The sequence below is a fragment of the Microvirga calopogonii genome, from assembly GCF_003347665.1.
GTDB lineage: Bacteria > Pseudomonadota > Alphaproteobacteria > Rhizobiales > Beijerinckiaceae > Microvirga > Microvirga calopogonii.
The window spans coordinates 36,365-56,046 of record NZ_QDGA01000024.1 but is presented as its reverse complement, the minus strand read 5'-3'; the positions used below and the strand labels follow the sequence as shown (position 1 = coordinate 56,046).

9 protein-coding genes are annotated in these 19,682 nt (G+C 63.7%); 1 reads left to right on the top strand and 8 read right to left on the bottom strand.

Going from position 1 to position 19,682, the window contains the following annotated elements; genetic code table 11:
• Positions 1-267: 267 nt before the first annotated feature.
• From DDF70_RS18210 to pobA, 5 genes are all read right to left on the bottom strand, one after another.
• Positions 268-8,769, bottom strand: a complete 8,502-nt coding sequence (locus DDF70_RS18210) for an Ig-like domain-containing protein (protein WP_114946278.1) — start codon at positions 8,767-8,769, stop codon at positions 268-270.
• A 7-nt stretch (positions 8,770-8,776) separates the two neighbouring features.
• Positions 8,777-10,225: an HlyD family type I secretion periplasmic adaptor subunit gene (locus DDF70_RS18205; RefSeq protein ID WP_114946277.1), complete on the bottom strand. Its 1,449-nt coding sequence runs from the start codon at positions 10,223-10,225 to the stop codon at positions 8,777-8,779.
• Positions 10,222-12,408 carry a peptidase domain-containing ABC transporter gene (locus DDF70_RS18200; protein WP_114946276.1) on the bottom strand — a complete coding sequence of 729 codons (2,187 nt, stop codon included), beginning with the start codon at positions 12,406-12,408 and terminating at the stop codon, positions 10,222-10,224. Before DDF70_RS18200 ends, DDF70_RS18205 begins: the two co-directional genes overlap by 4 nt.
• A complete protein-coding gene (locus tag DDF70_RS18195) occupies positions 12,405-14,105 on the bottom strand; it encodes a peptidase domain-containing ABC transporter (RefSeq protein ID WP_114946275.1) in 1,701 nt (566 codons plus the stop codon). The genes DDF70_RS18200 and DDF70_RS18195 overlap by 4 nt, the downstream gene beginning before the upstream one ends.
• Before the next feature lie 308 nt (positions 14,106-14,413).
• Entirely contained in the window at positions 14,414-15,583 is a 1,170-nt protein-coding gene (pobA, locus tag DDF70_RS18190; RefSeq protein ID WP_114946294.1) for a 4-hydroxybenzoate 3-monooxygenase, read from the bottom strand.
• A gap of 144 nt (positions 15,584-15,727) precedes the next feature.
• Between pobA and DDF70_RS18185 the strand changes: the two genes are divergently transcribed.
• Positions 15,728-16,621, top strand: a complete 894-nt coding sequence (locus tag DDF70_RS18185; RefSeq protein WP_162820483.1) for a helix-turn-helix domain-containing protein — start codon at positions 15,728-15,730, stop codon at positions 16,619-16,621.
• Positions 16,622-17,142: 521 nt separating this feature from the next.
• Here the strand turns inward: DDF70_RS18185 and DDF70_RS18175 are convergent.
• The 3 genes from DDF70_RS18175 to DDF70_RS18165 all read right to left on the bottom strand — a co-directional run bounded on the left by DDF70_RS18175 (position 17,143) and on the right by DDF70_RS18165 (position 19,662).
• Positions 17,143-17,640, bottom strand: a complete 498-nt coding sequence (locus DDF70_RS18175) for an invasion associated locus B family protein (protein WP_114946272.1) — start codon at positions 17,638-17,640, stop codon at positions 17,143-17,145.
• 194 nt (positions 17,641-17,834) lie between these two features.
• Positions 17,835-18,452, bottom strand: a complete 618-nt coding sequence (locus DDF70_RS18170) for a peptidoglycan-binding domain-containing protein (protein WP_162820481.1) — start codon at positions 18,450-18,452, stop codon at positions 17,835-17,837.
• Between the two features lie 154 nt (positions 18,453-18,606).
• Positions 18,607-19,662: a histone deacetylase family protein gene (locus tag DDF70_RS18165; RefSeq protein ID WP_114946270.1), complete on the bottom strand. Its 1,056-nt coding sequence runs from the start codon at positions 19,660-19,662 to the stop codon at positions 18,607-18,609.
• Positions 19,663-19,682: the final 20 nt, after the last annotated feature.

Here is a 19,682-nt window from a genome sequence, read left to right as displayed (position 1 = left end):
TTTCGGATCGGCCTAACCGAGATGCATTACGGAGATAAGATCACTCCGGTAGCTTTCACAAACTACTCACAAAACGCCGGCACAACGGCGCACTTTCAAGACCGCTGCCTTAAACCACTCGGCCACCCCTCCAGAAACGGCGAACACCGCTCTGATGCTAAATTCTCTCTAAGGCCGCCGCCTGGGACACGTCAACAGGAACGGCTCGCCTAAAGCATCGGACCCACTGTGTCCGATGCCCTCTTTGTTGCCTGACCCTTCGAGACCTCAGGACCAATGGGTCCTAGCTGCCTCGATCTGGAGATTATCGATCGGCTGAACGTGATCGGGAGCGGGTTGATCGAGTTCCATGGGTTGGTGCGGGGCTGTCTCCGCGGGAGTGCCGATGTCGATTTGCTCGGTCCATGCTCCTCCGGCACCATGGCCCGGATCCATCATGCCATCCGCCATCATCAGTAGAATGTCGGACCCGGACAGATCCTGGGAGGTCGTGGTATCCGCTGCAGCCATGGGGCCGTGGGCATCGCTGAGGGGCGGCGGTGGCTCGTCAACGATCACTTCGATGGCTTTCGGCGCCGATGCGGTTCCCTCGCTGTCGAACAGCGTCACGGCTACGTTGCGCGACCCGGCAGCGAGGCCGGTCGGCTCGGCGCTCTCCAGCACCAGGGATTGCAGCACCGCCGAATAGATATCCGGCGATGCATCTCCCCTCAGCGTCAATGTGCCCGAATGGGACGCATAACCGCCGCCGACGACCTCGATACCGGTATCGCCGACCATCATGTGTCCGTTCTCCTCGTGCAGCACGTAGCCATCGAAATCGAGCCTGTCGCCCGCCTGAGCGCCGGTGAGCGTCACGGTCGCGCCCCCCAGATGGAGACTGTCCACGTCATGCGCCTCAACGAGGCCAACCGCACTCGCCTGATGGGCTCCCGCCTCCGCATGAGCCGGTGCGTTCAGCACCAGTTCCGGCGCGTCGTTCACCGCTTCGATCGTCACGGTGAAAGGCGTGGTCGCCGTCGCGCTGCCACCGCTCGTCTCATTACTCGTCGCCTGAAGGGTCAGGTGCAGCGTCCCGTTCCAGTCCTGAGCAGGATGGAGTTGCAGCCCTGGGAGAGCAGCCGAGGGAACCTGCCACACGCCGCTCCCGAGGGACGTGCCGTGGGACAGGGCGAATCCATCCGGAACGCCCAAGATGTTGACCGTCAGCGTCTCCGAGCCGTCCGTATCCACGAGGGCCGCGGACAGGTTCAGCGCAATAGCGTGATCCTCCTGCCCCGTCGCATCCTGCGCGGCCACATTGGGCGCGTCGGCTACGGCGTTGACGGTGACCACGTGCACGCCCGTCACCTCGCGACTGACGGAGATGCCGTTGCCGGTATCCGTGATCGTCGCCTTCAGGGTCAGGGTAAAATCCGCATCGCTGTGCTCCACCGGATTGATGCTCACCAGACCCGCGCGAAGGTCCGCCGTCGCGACCAGCCATGTGCCCGGCGCGAGTTGCGTGCCCCGATCGAGGCTCGCGCCAGCGGGCAGGCCCGACACCTGGGTGAACTCCGACCAAGTTTCCGATCCATCGTTGTCCGAAAGCGCGAAGGTCGGATTGAGCAGGATCGGGGTGTCCTCGTGTCCCACGCTTGTTCCGGCGATCGTGCCCGCATCCGCGACCGGGTTGATGCCGATGGTGAAGTCCTTTGACGTGCGGGCCACGGAGCCGCCGGCGCTTTCGGTCGCAATGCCGGTGAGCGTCAGGGTGAACTGCCCGGACACATTCGGCGGTGGCGTGAAGACCACGCTGTTGAGTTGGCTCGGCGTGAGCAACCAACTGCCGTCGGGCTGTTTCGTTCCTGCGTTCAGGCTCGCCCCGGCCGGCAGTCCGCTGAGAATGTAGCTCAGGCTCTCCGAGCCGTCCGTGTCGACCAGAGCACCGCCCAAGCCCGTGAGCCTGATGGACGTGTCCTCGTTGCCGGTGAAATCGCGCACTGTGACATTCGGTGCATCCGCCACCGCCTCGACCTGCACGCGGAAGCTCGCCGCGCTCGTGGCCGTATCGCCATTCGGCTCTCGGGTGATGGCACGCATGGTGAGGCCGAAGGTGCCCGAGAAGTTCTCCGGCGGGATGACGGCGAGACGCGGCAAGTCGGCTGGAGCAACGATCCAAGTCCCATCTGATTGGCGCGTACCATAGGTGAGGCTGGCCCCGGCGGGCATCCCCAGGATGACCACCGACAGCACTTCCGAACCATCCCGGTCGGTCAGGGCTGCCGAAAGGCTGAGGGCAATCGGCTGGTCTTCCAGCCCGGCTGCATCGCGCGCCCCGACGACAGGCGTGTCCGCAACGGCCTCCACATTCACCTGGATCGTGGCCTCCGTCGTTGCCACTGAACCGTTTGAGAGTTCCCGCGCATGGGCCTGCACGGTCAAATTCATGGTGCCGCTCCAATCGGCGGGCGGCGTCACGGTCAATCCGGCGAGTTGCGAGGGCGTCAAAGTCCAGCTGCCGTCGCCGTTGTTGATACCCTTGGACAGGCGCGCGCCTTCGGGCAATCCCTGGATGACCACCGAGAGCACTTCGGACCCGTCCGTGTCCACGAGAGACGCAGAAAGATCGAGAGTGATGGTCCCGTCTTCTTTTCCGGCAGCGTCGTGAACGGTGACCGTCGGGGCATCTGCTTTCGGCACGACGGTGACGGCGATGACCCGCTGCGTCTCGTGGGTATCGTCGTTGCTTGTCTCCTGCGTCGTGGCCGTCACCGTCAGGTGATAGGTGCCATGGCTGTTGGCGGGCGGGACGAACTTGAGATTCTCCAGCTGGGTGGAATCGACGGACCAGCGGCCGTTGCCGAGATCGACGACACCGGCGCCTTCGAGGTGTCCTCCCGCTGGAACGCCGGAGATGATCACGGGCGCGACGAATTCGCTGCCATCACTGTCGCCGGGCGTAACCAAGAGCTTCAACGGAACGGCACCGTCCTCTTCTCCCACGGAGGGATTGGCATTGATGACAGCATTGTCGGCGACCGCTTCGACATTGACGCTGATCGTGGCCGAAACGGCCTTCTGGTCACCGGTGGCTTCCGTCGAAACCGCGACGACCTGAAGATCGATCCTCCCGGAGAAATTCGCCGGAGGAATAAGCCTGACGTCCTTCAGCTGATCCGGATGCAGCGCCCACGCTCCCGTCAGCGGATCCCTGACGCCAACCGAAAGGCTCGCGCCTTCAGGGACTCCATTGATGCGGATGCCGAGGGTTTCGTGTCCGCCATCCGTATCCTTTGTCTCGGCTTCGATGGACAGAAGGACGCTGCGGTCCTCGAGGGTGTCAGCGTCCTTGACAACCAGCGAAGGGGCCTGGGCCAATGGAGCCTTGTCCGGATCAGGTCCAGGATTCGTTCCACCGCCTCCGTCCCCATCCCCACCGCCGCCACTCGGCACCGTGAGGGTCACCGGGACGACGACCGTCAAATCGGTCTGATCCCCCTCCCGCTCCACCGCAACGGCGGTGACTTTCAACTCAAAGCGTTCAGTGGAACCCGCCTTGGGGCGAATGGAGAGAGTCGGAAGATCCTGGACCGGAACCAGCCAAATGCCCTCGCCGACTGCGATTCCGGACGAGAGTACGGCTCCCGCCGGAACATCGCGGACCCACATCTGGAGGGTTTCCGAGCCATCCTTGTCCGCCGGTATTGCGGTGATATGGAGCGGGATCCAGCCCTGGTCCGGGTCCAGGCTGTTATGGGCACTCCCCTGGGACGGCTCGAACGTCACATTCGGCGTGTCGGCATCGCCGAGCGGATCCACCACCATCTTTCCGCCGATCGTGGCGCGCACGCCGCCGCTGTCCTCGATCGTCATTTCGATCCTGAGGGTGTGTGCTTCGTCACTGTCGCGAGGCATTATCAGCGTCACGCCGGTCATATTGGCGGCGGAAATCCTGTAGATCCCGTTCTCATCCGCGTTGACGACCGTGCTATCGGCCAACCGCAGAACGGCCCCGGCGGGAACGTCGCTGATGAGAATGTCGCCGACGACTTTCTCCGAGCCGTCGCTGTCCGCGAGTCCCGGATCGAGGCGCAGCAAAATCGGCTGATCCTCCGTTCCGTGCATGGTCCCCCAATTGCCGGACACGCCGTCGAGGCCGCCGACCGCCGGGATGTCGATCACGGCCTCCACCTTGACCGGGAATGGGATGGTGGTCGATGCCTGGTCGCCTCCCCGCTCCTCCTGCGTGATCGCCGTCACGGTCAGGTTGATGGTTCCCGAAAAGTTGGCCGGCGGCAGCAAGGTCGCCAGCCTGGCTTCCTCAGCCGTCAGGGACCACACGCCTGGACCACGATACGTGCCATGGGACATGACTGCGCCATCCGGCACCCCCCTGATCACGAAGCTCAGCGTCTCGGATCCATCGTTGTCCGGGAGCGTCGCCGAAAGGTTGAGCGCAATCGGCGTGTCTTCAAGTCCGCTGGCGCCGGTCACGTCCATGACGGGAGCATCAGCCACGGCGCGGACCGTCACACGCAGATCGAGCGGCGCGCTTTCGGCCGTGCTGCCATTCGGTTCCGCGGAGACAGCGGACACTTTCAGGGTAAAATCTTCATCCGATTGAGCGGGAGGTGTGATGGTCAGGCTGTTCACCACGGCCGGATCAACCAGGACGCTCCCGTTGACGACGACCAGCGCGACCCCGCCGGCCCGGATCACCGCCCCCTCCGGAATGCCGGTGATCCGAAACCCGGTGATTGTCTCCGAGCCGTCCCGGTCGGTGGTCCAGGCCGATATGGTGAGCGGAATGGCCGTGTCTTCGTCGCCCACGGCCGGAGCAACACGCAGCCCCGGCTCGTCGGCCACGGCGTCGACCTGCACTTGGAACGTCGCCTCGCTCCAGGCGGTCTTTCCGTTCGAGCTTTCCGTCGCGGTCGCTCGAATCCGGAGGTCCAGAGTGCCTGAAAAATCGACAGGTGGCTTCAGGGCGACGTTCGGCAGGTCAGCAGCCGAGACGATCCAGGAGCCGTCGGACTGAAGCACGCCCTTCGTGAGCGAAGCCGATGCCGGAACGCCGTAGATCCTGACCGTCAGCGTCTCCGATCCATCGGTGTCCACGAGGCCAGCCGACAGATTGAGCGGAATCTCCTGGTCTTCCTTGCCCGATGCGTTGGAAGCGCTCACCGTCGGTTTGTCCGCCACCGCGTTGACGATGACCGGATTCGTCCCCGTGATTACTTGGCTGACCGATTTTCCGTTGCCGGTATCCGTCAGCGTCGCGGTGAACGTCAGGGTGAAATCCTCATCGCTGTTCAGCGGCGGCTTGATCCTGACGAGACCGTCCTGAAGGGCGCTCGTGGAAACCTTCCACACGCCCGGCTCCACCATCGTGCCACGGTTGAGCGACGCGCCGGTTGGTACGCCGGAGATCGTGGTGAGCGCGGACCAGGTTTCGGATCCGTCCTGATCGGGCGTATCGAACTTCGGAGTAAGCGTGATCCAGGTATCCTCGTTGCCGGAGGCCGATCCGGTGATGGTGCCCTGGTCCAGCACGGGATCGAGATCGACCGTGAATTTCGCGGTGTTGCGCGCACTCGGCACACCCGGCTCGCGCTCCGTCGCGACGGACGTCAGCGTCAGTTCGAACCGCCCCGAGCTGTTCGCCGGAGGCGTGAGGACGAGGCCGTTGAGCTGCGCGGGCGTCAGGAGCCAGCTGCCGTCCGCCTGTCTGGTGCCGGCATTGAGCGTAGCGCCTGGAGGCACCGTGAGGATAAAGCTCAGTGTTTCCGAGCCATCAATGTCTCGAAGGGCACCTCCTAGCCCGGTCAGAGCGACAGGCTCGTCCTCACGGCCCGTGAAGTTGGCCACCGTGACATCGGGCGTATCTGCGACCGCGTGGATCTGGACGCGAAAATCGGCCGTGCTGGTCGCGGTATCGTCGTTCCCCTCCCGGGCGGTTGCTTCGATGCGGAGGTTCACCGGACCGGAAAAATCCGGTTTAGGGATGAATTTCAGCCTGGCCAGGTCGGTCGGAGCCACGACCCAGCTGCCGTCTGGCTGGCGGGAGCCGTGCGACAGGGACGCGTCGGTTGGCACATTCCAGATGACGACGGAGAGCACCTCCGATCCGTCCCGGTCCTTCAGCATCGCCGAGAGATCGAGCGCGATCGGCGTGTCCTCGAGGCCGGACACGTCATGGGCCGACACCAGTGGCGCATCCGCCACTGCCTCCACGGCGACGGTGAACGGCGCCCGCACCGTCGCGGTCGAGCCATTCGAGGTCTCCCGCGCCTGAGCCACCAGGGTCAGGTCCATGCGGCCGCTCCAATCGACCGGCGGCGTCAGGGTCAGGCCGGAGAGCTGCCCGGGCGCGAGCGTCCAACTGCCATCGCCGTTGTCGATACCGGCCGACAGGCGGGAGCCGGCCGGCAGGCCCTCGATCACCACCGAGAGCATCTCGGAGCCGTCGGTGTCGGTGAGAGCCGCCGAGAGGTCGAGCGCAATCGGCTGGTCCTCCTTCGTGGCGGCATCGTGCACACCGACCACGGGCGTATCCGCGACGGCGTCCACGTGGATCCGGAACGGTGAGTCGACGATAGCCGTCGAGCCGTTCGGACTTATGGAAGTGGAGCGCAGGCTCAGGTTGATCGTGCCGGAAAAGTTCTCTGGTGGGAGGATGGCAAGACCTGCCAATTGCTCTGGTGTGACCTGCCAGCTGCCATCCGCGGCGCGGATGCCTTGGGACAGGCGCGCTCCCGCTGGCACGCCGATGATGCTCACCGTCAGCGTCTCCGAACCGTCGGTGTCCGTGAGCGCCGCCCGGAGGTCCAGCGAGGTCCACTCGTCCTCGCGTCCTGCAGCGTCGTGGACGCTTACCAGCGGAGCGTCGGAAACGTCCTCAACGTCAACCCGAAAACCAACGCTGTGCGTCGCCGTCGAACCGTTCGAGCTTTCGCGAACGGTCGCCTCGAGCGTCAGCTTGATCGTGCCGGCGAAATCGTGGGGCGGCGTGATGGAAAGATGAGCCAGATCGGCCGGCGGCACGTTCCAGCTGCCGTCGGGCTGGCGTGTGCCGTGCGACAGAGAAGCGCCATCGGGGACACCGAGGATCCGGACCGTCAGGGTCTCGGAGCCGTCGGTGTCCGCGAGAACGGCCGAGACGTTGAGCGGAATCGACTGGTCCTCATGCCCCGACACATCACGCGCCGCCACCAGAGGTTCGTCGGCAACCGCCGTGACCGCCACCGTATGGGTGCCCGTCACCGCCCGGCTGACGCTCTTGCCGTTTCCGCTGTCCGTCAGGGTCGCCGTCAGGGTGAGCGTGAAATCCTCGTCGCTGTGCTCGGCCGGGCGGATCGTGACGAGACCAGCGCGGAGGTCGGCAGTCGAGACCTGCCATACACCTGGTGCGATCTCGGAGCCGAGATTGAGCGAAGCGCCTGGGGGGAGGCCTGCTACCTGGGTGAACTCGGACCATGTTTCCGAGCCGTCGTGGTCTGGAGTGGAGAAGTTGGGCTGGAGCAGGATTGGGCCATCTTCCGAACCTGCGCTCGATCCGCCGATGCTGCCCGCATCCACGACAGGATCGACGCTCACCGTGAACGTGGCAGAGGTCCGGGCGCTGGGCACGCCCGGCTCGCTCTCGGTCGCGATGGCCGTGAGCGTCAGGGTGAAGTGGCCGGACATCTGCGGCGGCGGGGTAAGGATCAGGCCTTCCAGTTGCGCAGGCGTCAGAGCCCAACGGCCGCCGCCAAGCGGTGTGCCGGCGCTGAGGGTCGCATCAACGGGCACCCCGCTGAGCACGAAGCTGAGGCTCTCGGAGCCGTCCGTGTCGCGCAGTGCTCCGCCGAGGCCCAAAAGGCTTACCGGCGTATCCTCGTAGCCACGGGCGTCGGCGACGACCACATCCGGCGCATCGGCGACGGCGTGCACCTGGATCTGGAAGGGAGCATCGATGATGGCGGTAGATCCGTTCAGCTCCTGTGAGGTGGCCTGCAGCCTGAGGTTGACCGTGCCTGAGAAGTTGTCCGGCGGGATAAAGGCGAGATGCGGCAGGTCGGTCGGAGCCACGCTCCAGCTCCCATCCGGCTGGCGCTTGCCATGCGAGAGAGAAGCACCTTCACGAACGCCATAGATCTTGATCGACAGCAGCTCCGAGCCGTCATTGTCCGTCAGGACGGCAGACAGATCGAGCGCAATGGCTTGATCTTCCTGCCCCTCCGAATCCGCGGCGCGCACGACTGGGGCCGAGGCTACGTTGTCCCGCGGTTCCTCTGGTTGGGGCTGGCTATGTTCGGGCGTCGGGATTGGCCTATCCTCGTCCCGCGGAGTGGTCTGCGCCCGTGCAACCTCTGATGGGGCCGCTATATCATGCGATGAAACCGTCGAACCCGGCGCCTCATGGGAACCACCAATCCTCGGAGGTGCGACGGGACGAGAGGGCGGCGCGTCGACGAAGATCGGCACGTCGATCGGTGCGGCCGCGAGTGACACCGTCGTGACTGCGGGAGCAGGTTCATCGAGCCTTTCCAGTGGCGCGCCGGCGGGACGAGGAGCAGATACTTCAGCGACCGGCGGGATAATGCCTGCCGCGCCTCCAGCGCCGCCGGAGGGCGAGCCCGGCATCATGCCGAACGCCGCGACAGCTTCGGTGCCCCCGGCAAGATTGCCGGCCGCCCCGCCGTCCCCCATGGGAACCGTCCGCTGCACGGCACGGAGGGCACGCAGGGCTTCCTCATCCACGACGCTGGCGTCGAACGGGATGGTCAGGTCGGGCTGCTGGGTCATGATGTGCTCAGCGTTCGTGGAAGGATGCGGCCATGGCCGAATAGATTGGTTTGAGCAGGTATTGCAGCACGGTCTTGGTGCCGGTCGTGATATCCGCCTGCACAGTCATGCCGGCCACGAGCTGCGCATGACGTGGATCGTGGCCGACATATTGCTGTTTGAGCGCAATGCGTGCGCGGTAGTGCGGCTGCCGCTGCTCATCGAGGAAGGTGCCGGCCGACACGCGCTCCACGCTGCCCTCGACCGATCCGAATCGGGCATAATCGAAGGCCTGCACTTTCACATGGACCTGCTGACCGACCTCGATGAAACCAATGTCGCGGGGCATGAGCCTGACATCGGCCACGAGTTGCGCGTTCTGCGGCATGATTTCAGCGACAAGGCCGCCCGGCGGAAGAACCGTGCCGGGACGATGAACCGTAAGCCCTCGCACGATACCATCGATGGGCGCGCGCAACATGACGCGCTCCGCGCGATCTTCCAACTTGCGGACGAGTTCGGTTGTTTCTGCGACATCCAGGGCGACCCGGGCCGCCTCCTGGCGTGCCTCGTCCACGGCCGCCGATTGCGCCTCGGCGATTCGGGCTTCAGCCTCGGCCAGACTGCGCTGCGCCGTCACACGCTGGCCGGTGAGCCGCTCGTGCTCGGCTTTCGCGCTCATGAACAGCCGCTGTGCCTCCAGAACCGAAAGACGGGTCGTCAAGCCGTTGCTGGCGAGGTCTTCCCGGATTCCGAGCTCTTTGGAATGAAGCGCCATCTGCTCCTGCACGGCGGAAATCTGCCCTCCGAGTGTCAGGAGATCGCTCCGCCGCTGCGCCACCTGTTCCTGCAGAACAGCCACGCGGTCGGCCAACGCCCGCAGGCGCGAATTCAATGCGGCTCGCTGCGGTTCGACGAACATGCCGGAAGCGAGCGGCGGTACGGCCTGCGCGTCTCCACCGGCACTGGCTACGAGACCGGCCGAAGGTATTTGACGTCCGCGGAGGTCGAGAGCCACGATATGGCCGTCCGCGGCCGCTGCAAGGCGTTGCGCCTGAAGTCGCAGGGATTCCAGGCGGTGCCGGGCTTGTGACAGTTCAGATTGCGCCACGGCATCGTTCATGCGCAGTAGCGGCTGCCCCGCCTCGACCGCCTCACCTTCGTTCACCAGCACTTCCGCGACGATGCCGCCTTCGAGATGTTGGATCGGCGCAGCCGCAACCATCGGAGAAATCTCACCGGTGCCGACTGCAACTTCGGGAACCCGGGTCAGGGCAGCCCAGGCCAAGCCAGCCGCCACCAGGATCCCGGTCCCCAGCACGACGGTACGCTCCAGTCCTTTCACGCGCAGCTCTTCGAGCGCCAACACGTGACCGTCCGGTCGCGGTTGACGGCTGGCCCGAGGTAGGACACGGCTGTCGATCCCTGCGGGCAGGATATCGCCGTGGACAGCAGGTGTTGCGGTCTTGCTCATCATGCAACTTTCGGACTGTTGGCGGCCGCCATATTCGCGAAGGCGGCATTCGCCAGCGATGGGCCAATTGGAGCTCTCGTGGGGCGCGGGCCGACGGGAGCCGTCTGCTGTTCGAGCTCTTCGACCTGTCCATCGCGCAGGCGCAGGACGCGGTCAGCCAATCGGATATGGCTCGGGCGATGCGTTGCCATGAGAATGGTGCAGCGACCGCGACGCGAGGCAATGACGTCCGTGAAGGCTTTGGCGCACGCATCGTCCAGGCCGGCAACGGGCTCGTCGAGCAGCAGGATGGGCGCATCGCGCAGCAGGGCCGCCGCAAGGGCGATGCGCTGCAGGATGCTACGCGGAAGACGTCCGCTCTGGTTGTCGCCGACGCGGGTATCGAAGCCCTGCGGCAAAGCCTCGATGGCCTCCAGCACCCCGGCCTCTTCGGCTGCTGCGCGCAGGTCCGCGTCGGACGCGCTGGGACGCGCGAGGCGAAGATTTTGCGCCACGGTGCCGTACAGAAGTCCGGGCGACTGCGGCACCCAACCGATGCTGCGCCGGAGAACCGCCGGATTGAAGGAACGGACGTCATGGCTGTCGATACGCACCAGGCCACCCTGGGGCCGGTAGAGACCTGCGATCAGAAGCAAAAGGGTCGACTTGCCACTCCCTTCCGCACCGGTGACGGCCACGACCTGTCCCGGCTGGATGGAGAAGCTGGCCCCGGCCAGAACCGGCTCGGATTGCGGGAGATAACGGAGGGTCACGCGTTGGAAGACGATGGCGCCCTGCTCCGGCGGTGCCATCCTCGCCTCAAGTGGCGGAGGGCGCTCTGTCTCCAGGGCCATCAGGCCGTCGACCTGCCGGATCGACGCCTGCGTCTGTTCCCATCGCGAGAGCATGACGAAAAAGGTCTGCATGGGTCCGAGAATGCGCCAGATCAGCATCATGCCGGCGATGAGCGCGCCCGCTGTCATGGCGCCGCCCAGAACCGACAGCACACCCATCACCACGGCAGCGAGCCCCGACAGCGTCACCAGCGCTTGGCTCGCCGCAAGAACCGAACCGGCGAGCGTGCTGACACGCGCCGATGACACGGCGGCGGCGGCAGCCGCGGAAGAGTAACGATCGATCCAGCGCTCCTCGGCTCCGACGAGCTTCAGGGTCCGCACGGTTTCGAGGGCCTCCACAGCGAGCGCCTCCCGCATCTGGTTGGCGCGAGCTGCCTGCTCGATTGCGGTCCGCATCGGCCCACGAGAGATCGCGAAAAGGATCACGAAACCCACAGCCGTGCCCACGGGCACGATGGCAATCCAGCCTCCCAGCAGCACCATGAGCACGATGACGATCAGCGTGAACGGCATGTCGAGCAGTGCGACCGCGAAGCTGCCCGTGAGGAACTCGCGGATCGCCGCGAAATCGCGCAGGCGCGATACCTGCGATGCGGTTCCGGCCCGCTCCACCAGCGCGGTTGGCAGGGACATGAGCTGGGTGAAGACCGCGCTTGGGACCAGCCGGTCGAGCCGCTCGGCAATGCTGAGCAAGGCTCGCTGCCGGACGACACGAAATGCGACCTCGAGAAGGATGGCCGCACCTGCGCCTGCAACAAGCATCGGCAAGGTCTCGGGACTGTATCCTGCGATCACGGTGTCGAACACCGACATGGTGAAGACCGGCACGGCAAGTCCGAGCACAGCCATCAATCCGCTGATGCCCAGGAGTGCCGGCAGATCGCCCCGGAAGCGCCGAGCGATGCCGCTGAACCAGCTCTTGCGCGGAGCTCCGGCATCCATGTCGACAACCAGCATCAAGGTGCCGCGCAGCGCCTTCGGATCGCACGGCTCCACCTCGCCGGTCGCACCATCGAGACGCAGGACGCGGCCCTCTTCGTCCCGGTAGACGATGGCCGCGGGCTCGCCTGCTGGGAGCAGAACGGCCGGAAGGCGTCTCGGGTCGAGCGATCCCCGTGACACCCTCTCCATGCGGGTCGGATAGCCGAGGATCGCGAGAGTGTTGCGCACATCAGTGAGATCGATATCCGGTTTGACGTGAGGCAGGGCCGAAAGGAGATCATCGACGCTCCCCGGCCATTCCAGGAGCCAGAGCATCGCGGAGAGACAGCGGGCTAGATCTGACGGAGCCAGCAGATCTTCCGGCAGCTCCAGCGGTGCGCACGAACGGTCGTCTCTTGCAAGACTCATGCCACACGCTCCAATCGTCCCTCCCGGATCGCGTAGACCCGGTCGGCAATGTTCAAGGTGGACGGCCGGTGGGTGACGTTGATCACCGTTACCCTGCCCCGCAGATCCGCAAGCAATCGGGCAAGCCGCGCATCACTGTCGCCGTCGATCTGTGAGGTGATGTCGTCAAGGAGCAGCACACGGGGTTCTTCCACCAAGGCCCGGACGACGCCGATGCGCTGGGCTGCGCCGCGCGGCAGCGGGGTTGCGGCAACGCCGACCTGGGTGTGCCAGCCGCCCGGGAGAGCGCTGGCGACCTGGTCGAGACCGAGCTCCGTTGCGAGACGAAGCGCCAAGGTTTCGCGCTGCGGCTGATGCATGGTCAGATTCTGCAGGAGCGTGCCGCGCACCAGCGCTGGATCCGGCGGGACCAGCGCGACGAGCCTGCGTGAGGGCCCGATATCGACCTGACCGAGATCCTGTCCATCGATCAGGACATGGCCTCCGGTGGCCTTCAGGTCCCCGGCGATCAGGCGCAGCAGGGCCGAACGGCCGGATCCGTTGGAGCCCGTAATGCCGACGATCTCGCCGGGTCGCACCTCCAGGTCGACTCCTTCGAACAACCAGTCGGAATAGCGCGGGGTACGAAACCGGACATCCTGAAGAAGGACGTGTCCGGCCGTAATCTGCAGCAGCGGCCTGCCAAGGCTGCGCCCCTGCGGCAGCGCACCGATTTCGGCAACGCGCCTCTTGCTCTCCCGGAGCGATTGCAGGCGCGACCAGAGGGCGACACCGCCGAGAAGCGGCTGCATCGTGCGGCCGACGAGCATGGTGCATGCGCTGAGGCCACCGACGCTGAGCTGTCCTTTGAGAACCATCAGGCACCCGAAGGTTGCAACGCCGATCGTGGCGACCTGGGACAGCAGCATGCCGCCCTCCTGCCCGGTCGAGATCGTATGCGACAGCTTGCGGCGCAGCTGGGCAGAGCTGTTCTGGAGACGCTCGTAGCGCCGCTCGAGCAAAGGTTCTGCGCCCAAAACCTTCATGGAATGGATGCAGTTCAGCGTGTCGAAAAGAAAGTTGAAGCGGCGCTCCTCGGCCAGAGCGAGGGTTTGGGCGGCATCGCGGACCCGGCGCCCCGTCAGCACAGCAAGCAGTCCCACACCTGCCAGAAGCGTCAGGGGTAGCAGCACGAGCGGGCCGGCCAGATACCAGATGCCGATGAGGTAAAGGAGCGCAAAGGGGAGATCGAGCATTGCCTGCAGGGCGGGGCCGGACCATGCTTCGCGCAGCGTCCCAATGGCGGAGAGACGCTCCGCATAATAGCCGTTGCCATGCGCCTCAAGGGCTGAAAGCGGCGCGTTCAGCAGACATTGCATGGCCTGACGATGGGCCTGGGCCTCCGACGTGGCGGCAACGCGGGCGAGCACCCGGCCTCGCACATGTCGCAACAGCGCCTCCAGCACGATGGCGATCGTCACGGTCGTGGCGAGAACCGCCAGGGTCCCGACGGCCTTGTTCGGGAGAATTCGGTCGTAAACCTGCAGCAGCGCTACGGGGAGAGCCAGCGCCAGAAGTGTGATGAGCAGGGTCGCTTCGAGCACCGGGATCAGGAACCCGATTCCGAAACGGCCGATCAGGCCTCTGAACGGGCGTGTCAGCCAGGGGCCGGCGGCCACCAGCGATGGTGCCGCGGATGAAACGGCGGACCGATCCATAACGCTACCAATGGCCTTCCGGCCGGTAAAAGACAGATGGTAAAGTTGGTGAAATATACCGGGCTCTCACCGGTATGACGGGGCGGCATCATGCCTTTGAGACGGCCTCACCTCTGCGAGCGCTCAATCCGTCATGAATATCAGCATAGTGATATATAGAATTCGGAAATATTTTCTTATTAGTCAACGTAACGTCATATCAGATTTCGCATTAATGGTCTGGTAAAGTTAACGATGCGGGCGACCTACTTTGGATAGTATCCATATGAAAGCCCTGAAGATGATGAATGGCAATTACTTAGAAATTTTCAGATCGGAAGCCCGGTATAGTTTTCCGCCAGCGAGCGGGCGCCTGTTTCCGAACTCCTGATGTAGTCGAATTCAGCCCTCTGGATCCGGCGACTGAAAGCATCCGTGTCCGGAAACGTATGAAGGATGGAAGTCATCCACCAGGAGAACCGTTCGGCCTTCCAGATCCTTGAGAGTACGCGTGCTGAATAGCCATCGATCCCCGCCGAGGAATGCTCGGCGTAGAACTCGATGAGCGCATCGGCCAGCGCACCGACATCGCTCGCAGCGAGGTTCAGCCCCTTGGCGCCGGTCGGCGGGACGATGTGGGCGGCGTCGCCCGCGAGAAAGAGCCGCCCAAATCGCAAAGGCTCTGCCACGAAGCTCCTCAAGGGAGCGATGGATTTTTCGATGGATGGGCCCGTTACCAGACGACCAGCGGTGTCGTCATCGAGCCTGCGGCGCAACTCGTCCCAGAAACGATCGTCGGACCATTCTTCGACTTTCTCGTTCGCCGGAACCTGAACGTAGTAGCGACTGCGGCTGTGCGAGCGCATGGAGCAGAGCGCGAAGCCACGCTCGTGGTGGGCATAGATCAGTTCCTCGGCGACAGGCGGCCTGTCAACGAGAATGCCGAGCCAACCGAATGGATAGTTTCTTTCGAAAGTCCGGATCGCCCCCTCGGGCACGCTGGCACGGGCGATGCCGTGATAACCGTCGCATCCCGCAATGAAATCACAAACCAGCTCATGCTCGACACCGTCCTTGACATAGCGCACCCTTGGCCTGTCGCTGTCAAAATCATGAAGCGACACGTTCTCGGCGTCGTAGATCGTCGTCGCTCCTGAGGCGTCGCGGGCTTGCATGAGATCGCGGGTGACCTCGGTCTGGCCATAGACAGTGACCGTTCTTCCGATCAGCTCGCGGAAATCGAAACGGTGCCTGTCGCCGTCGAAGCAGAACTCGACACCGTCGTGAACGAGGCCGTCCGCATGTAGCCTTTCGCCGACACCTGCCCTGTCCAGAAGCTCCACCGTCCCCTGCTCGAGAACGCCGGCTCGGATCCGTCCGAGCACATACTCGCGACTGCGCCTCTCGAGAATGACGGTCTCGATTCCGGACTTGTCCAGAAGGCGCCCGAGCAGAAGCCCGGCTGGGCCGGCGCCGACGATGGCAACCTTGGTCCGCATGCTCATTTCCTCCGCATTGACGGTCTGAGCCGCCTTCCTCACGCCGGTATAGAATGCCTCCCACCCGTCGAACGGCCAATAGACAAAGCGAGCATCGGATTGGACAAATCGAACATTCCACGACATGCGAGGGATCGAACGATCTTGGCCCTGAGAGACATCCCTTCCTACGCACTTTATGGGGAAGATGGCGACGACCCGGTGGCGGATTGGGTGCATTGCGAAACCATCCAAAGCCGCAGTCGCTTGCACAATTACAGGATTTTGCCGCATCGGCACGAAAAGCTGTTCCAGGTCCTTCATCTCGCCGCCGGCTCGGCCGAGATCGTGGTCGACGGCCAGAGCACGAGTTTGAGGGGCCCCGCTATCATCGCCCTGCCCCCGATGACGGTGCATGGCTACACGTTCTCGCCCGACGTGCAGGGAACGGTGCTGACCCTGTTCGACAGCAGATTGACTCATATCCTCGCGAGTATGGACGGCATCCGTGAGACATTCCGCTCGGTTCAGTTGAGCTGCCTTCATGATCACGCGGATCTCGCAAACAATCTGACCGAGGACATTGCGTCTTTGGCGGCCGAATTCACCGGACGCGGTTCCGGGCGCTCGGAAGCCATCCAGGCGCGCCTGATGCTTGTCCTGATCGCACTCCACAGGCTTCGAGGCACTGCAAGGAGCGCCCGCACTAACGGCGTTGGGCACCGGACACTTCAGCATGCCTTGCGCTTTCGCGAGTTGGTCGACCGGGATTTCCTCAAGCATCATTCCATCGAGGTCTATGCTCGGAGGCTCGGCCTCACGCCGCCGCATCTCAACCGGATCTGCCGGGAACATCTCGGCGATTCTGCGCTTGGCGTCGTTCATCAGCGAATCATCCTCGAGGCCAAGCGCTACCTGACCTTTACGAGTCTGAGCGCCAAGGAGATCGCCTTGGCGCTTGCCTTCGACGATCCGGCTTATTTCGCCCGCTTCTTCAAACAGAAGGCAGGCCTTCCGCCCCTCGCCTTCCGGGCCGTGCAGCAGAACGCACTCGCTTGAGGCTACCCACCCGCGGCCAAGCAAGCCCCTCCATAGCAAGAACGAAAAGCGGAAAGTGAATGATCACGCCGACACGATCGATTATGCTACACCGGCACGATGATCAGGAGAGCGAACCGCAGGAGACGGGATCATGAGTGTCGATACATTTGAGGCATCTCTTCGCCATGAAAGGCCCCCTCAGGATTGGAGCCCTGTGCTGCAGGCGCTCTGGTGGGACGCACGTGGGGACTGGGACAGGGCTCACAGCCTTGTTCAAATGGACGAAACAGACCCTCAATGCGCCTGGGTTCATGCTTATCTGCACAGAAAAGAAGGCGACCTCTCCAATGCCGCCTATTGGTACAGGCGATCTGGTCACGCCATGGTGACCTGCTCCTTCGCCGAAGAACGTCAGGCGATTGGGACCGCCCTACTGAACTCCTCGCGCCCTGTGTAAGCATCACTTCGGCTGCCTATTGATCAGGCAGGGCGACGGACCGGCGGCTCCCGGCCTGTCTTCGCCCGCTACTGTAATTGCCTCACCTACACGCTTGACGGGCTTTCTTCATGACAGCAGTGAACCCTTTGAGCGGAAAGCTGTAACTCGTCTTGTTTCCGCGCCTTGAAGTTGCCTCGACAACCGCTATCCGCCCCTTCTCGAGAGCGCGCACGAACTCGGTCTCATGTTCGGTGCGCCGCAGCCAGGCATGGTTCCTCCGCGGGATCATGGTGAAGGAACGGCCGTCCACGGCAATGCGGATCGCCGTTGGAGCGAAGTCATACCCCGCCTGAAGACTGGCTTCAGTGCGAATCTTGCCGTGGTTGAGCCTTCGCACAAACAGGGTCACCCGTCCATGATCGAGGTGCTCGGGCTTCTTGGATGAAGCGTCGGAATACACGTAGCAGGCAGCAGACTTGTTCTCGTAATCTTTCCATGCGCTCCAACTTTCGCTCGTTCCGATCACTCTCGGCGTCTGTGCAAGGGCATAGGTGCTCGAGAAGACGAGGATTGCGATAGCTGTGCTTGTCACCTTCATCTACGGGATACTCGCTTTGGCGGTTGCGGAGCCCGCAACCTTCCAAGGCGAGGTTACCTGGGGGTTAATTGCATCGTGCAGGGAGGGGCCAAGATCGTAGTCCGGAAAATTCCAGCATAAGGCGCAGAGGTTTACCGCGAGTTCAAGAAAATGTGAGGCACATCATATGACACGCCTTGTGTTGATCCTTGAAGCTACTCGGTGCGCTCACTCTGTGCGGCCACGACCTTTGCGGACCGCATGAGGGATTGGAGTGTCTGCGCATGAAGCTCGCCGGTTACGGTCAATCCAACCAGGCGCTGGTACTCTTCAATCGCTTGTCGCGTGGTCGGGCCGACCACGCCATCGCCTTCGAGCTTTCCAAAGCCGAGATCCGTGAGGGCTTTCTGAGCGGAGATGACATCCTGCCTCGTGGGCAACGGCGTAACGCCGCGCAGGGCGGGCGCACCGTCGAGGGCCGGAGCGGCATGGATCTCGTGGAGCGATGCCAGTTGCTCTCTCGCGGCGGTAAGGCTTGCCTCGGCCTCCGTGTGCTTCAGCGTGAGCCGCTCGATTTCGCCCGTAGCCAACACGAGTTGCTCCTGGAGTTTTCTAATCTCGCTTGCTCCGTTCTCCGCCTTCATGCGTTCTGACAGAAACTGAGCTTGATACTCTCGGAGCGCAGCCGTCTGCCCGCTTACCTGATGTTCGAGCTGCGTGGATGAAAGAGCTGAGTAGGCATAGGCTCCCCATCCTGTGATGGCTATAACGGCGATGCCTGAGATCGTGAGGCGGCCGATCGACGAGCCCCTGCGTTCTGGCGTGCGAGTCACGATGGTCCTTTCGAAGATCAAGCCATCAAGGGCCGGGTGAAGTACCGGACCAAGGTGAACAAGAACGTGGTCAAAGAATGACAGGTCTCACTGTGAGCAACGACCGTGCTTCGCTCTTCGGCGGCATGCCACCTGCTGCGAACGGCTCAAATGCTCACTCGGCGGCGTTGGAGCGGAACGCCGCGACGAAGGCTGGTGCGGCTTCCGAGATGGCAGCCAGCGAATAGCCGCCCTCCTGGACGATCAAGGTCGGCAGGTCGATCTTGCCCCAGATTTCTCCGATCCGCGTGAACGCATCCGAGGTCACGTTGAGCTTGGACAGGGGATCGTCCCGGTGAGCATCCCAGCCTGCGGACAGAACGAGTGCTTCAGCCCCGTGAGCCTGCACCGCCAGCGCCAGACGCTGGTTGGCGTCGATGAAGGCTTCGTCGTCGGCAGCCGGCGCGAGCGGCAGGTTGTGGTTGGCCCCTTCGCCGGGCCCTGCTCCTGTTTCATCCGCATAACCCGCATAATGCGGATAATAAGACGACGGATCGGTGTGGACCGAGCCGTAGAAGACGTCTTGGCGGGTGTAGAAGATCGCCTGCGTTCCGTCGCCGTGGTGAGTATCGAAATCTACGATGGCGACTCTGGGAAAGTGGCTCCTCAGCACCGTGGCCGCGATGGCGGCATTGTTGAAGAAGCAGAAGCCCGAGGCTCTGTCGGCATAGGCATGATGGCCAGGCGGCCGGCAAAGTGCGAAGGAGGCCCGTTCGCCCGCCAGCACCGCCTCCGCACCGGCAATCGCCGTCTGGGCCGAAGCATAGGCGGACTGGAAAGTGTCTACCATGATCGCGCAGGACATATCGCCGATATACCAGCCCGCTTGACCGAGAATCCCGGTCGTGCGCGGCCTACCACGCTCTTCCAGGTCGATCCCAGCCCCGCGATATGGGTGGACGTTGGGCAGAACTTCCGGGCCGTGATTGGGGAGTTCCAGGAACCGTGCATAGGCGTCCTCGAGGAACTCCACGTAATGGGCGGCATGGACCGCCAGGATCGGATCGCGGCCGAAATCGCCCGGATCGGTCCTCGTCAATCCTTGTGCCTCCAGGACCTCAAGGAGCGTCGTGGCCCGATCGGGATTTTCGAAGGGATCCACGATCCGCCCATGCACCATGTATTGCCTAGGCCTGTGGGCCAGTTGTGCGTCGGAGAAGAACAGCTTCATGAACGTGGATCCCGGATGCT

Bases quoted from the DNA above. Each gene is read 5' to 3' on its own strand.
- DDF70_RS18210 (WP_114946278.1), bottom strand. From the start codon at position 8,769: ATGACCCAGCAGCCCGACCTGACCATCCCGTTCGACGCCAGCGTCGTG.
- DDF70_RS18205 (WP_114946277.1), bottom strand. From the start codon at position 10,225: ATGATGAGCAAGACCGCAACACCTGCTGTCCACGGCGATATCCTGCCC.
- DDF70_RS18200 (WP_114946276.1), bottom strand. From the start codon at position 12,408: ATGAGTCTTGCAAGAGACGACCGTTCGTGCGCACCGCTGGAGCTGCCG.
- DDF70_RS18195 (WP_114946275.1), bottom strand. From the start codon at position 14,105: ATGGATCGGTCCGCCGTTTCATCCGCGGCACCATCGCTGGTGGCCGCC.
- pobA (WP_114946294.1), bottom strand. From the start codon at position 15,583: ATGCGGACCAAGGTTGCCATCGTCGGCGCCGGCCCAGCCGGGCTTCTG.
- DDF70_RS18175 (WP_114946272.1), bottom strand. From the start codon at position 17,640: ATGAAGGTGACAAGCACAGCTATCGCAATCCTCGTCTTCTCGAGCACC.
- DDF70_RS18165 (WP_114946270.1), bottom strand. From the start codon at position 19,662: ATGAAGCTGTTCTTCTCCGACGCACAACTGGCCCACAGGCCTAGGCAA.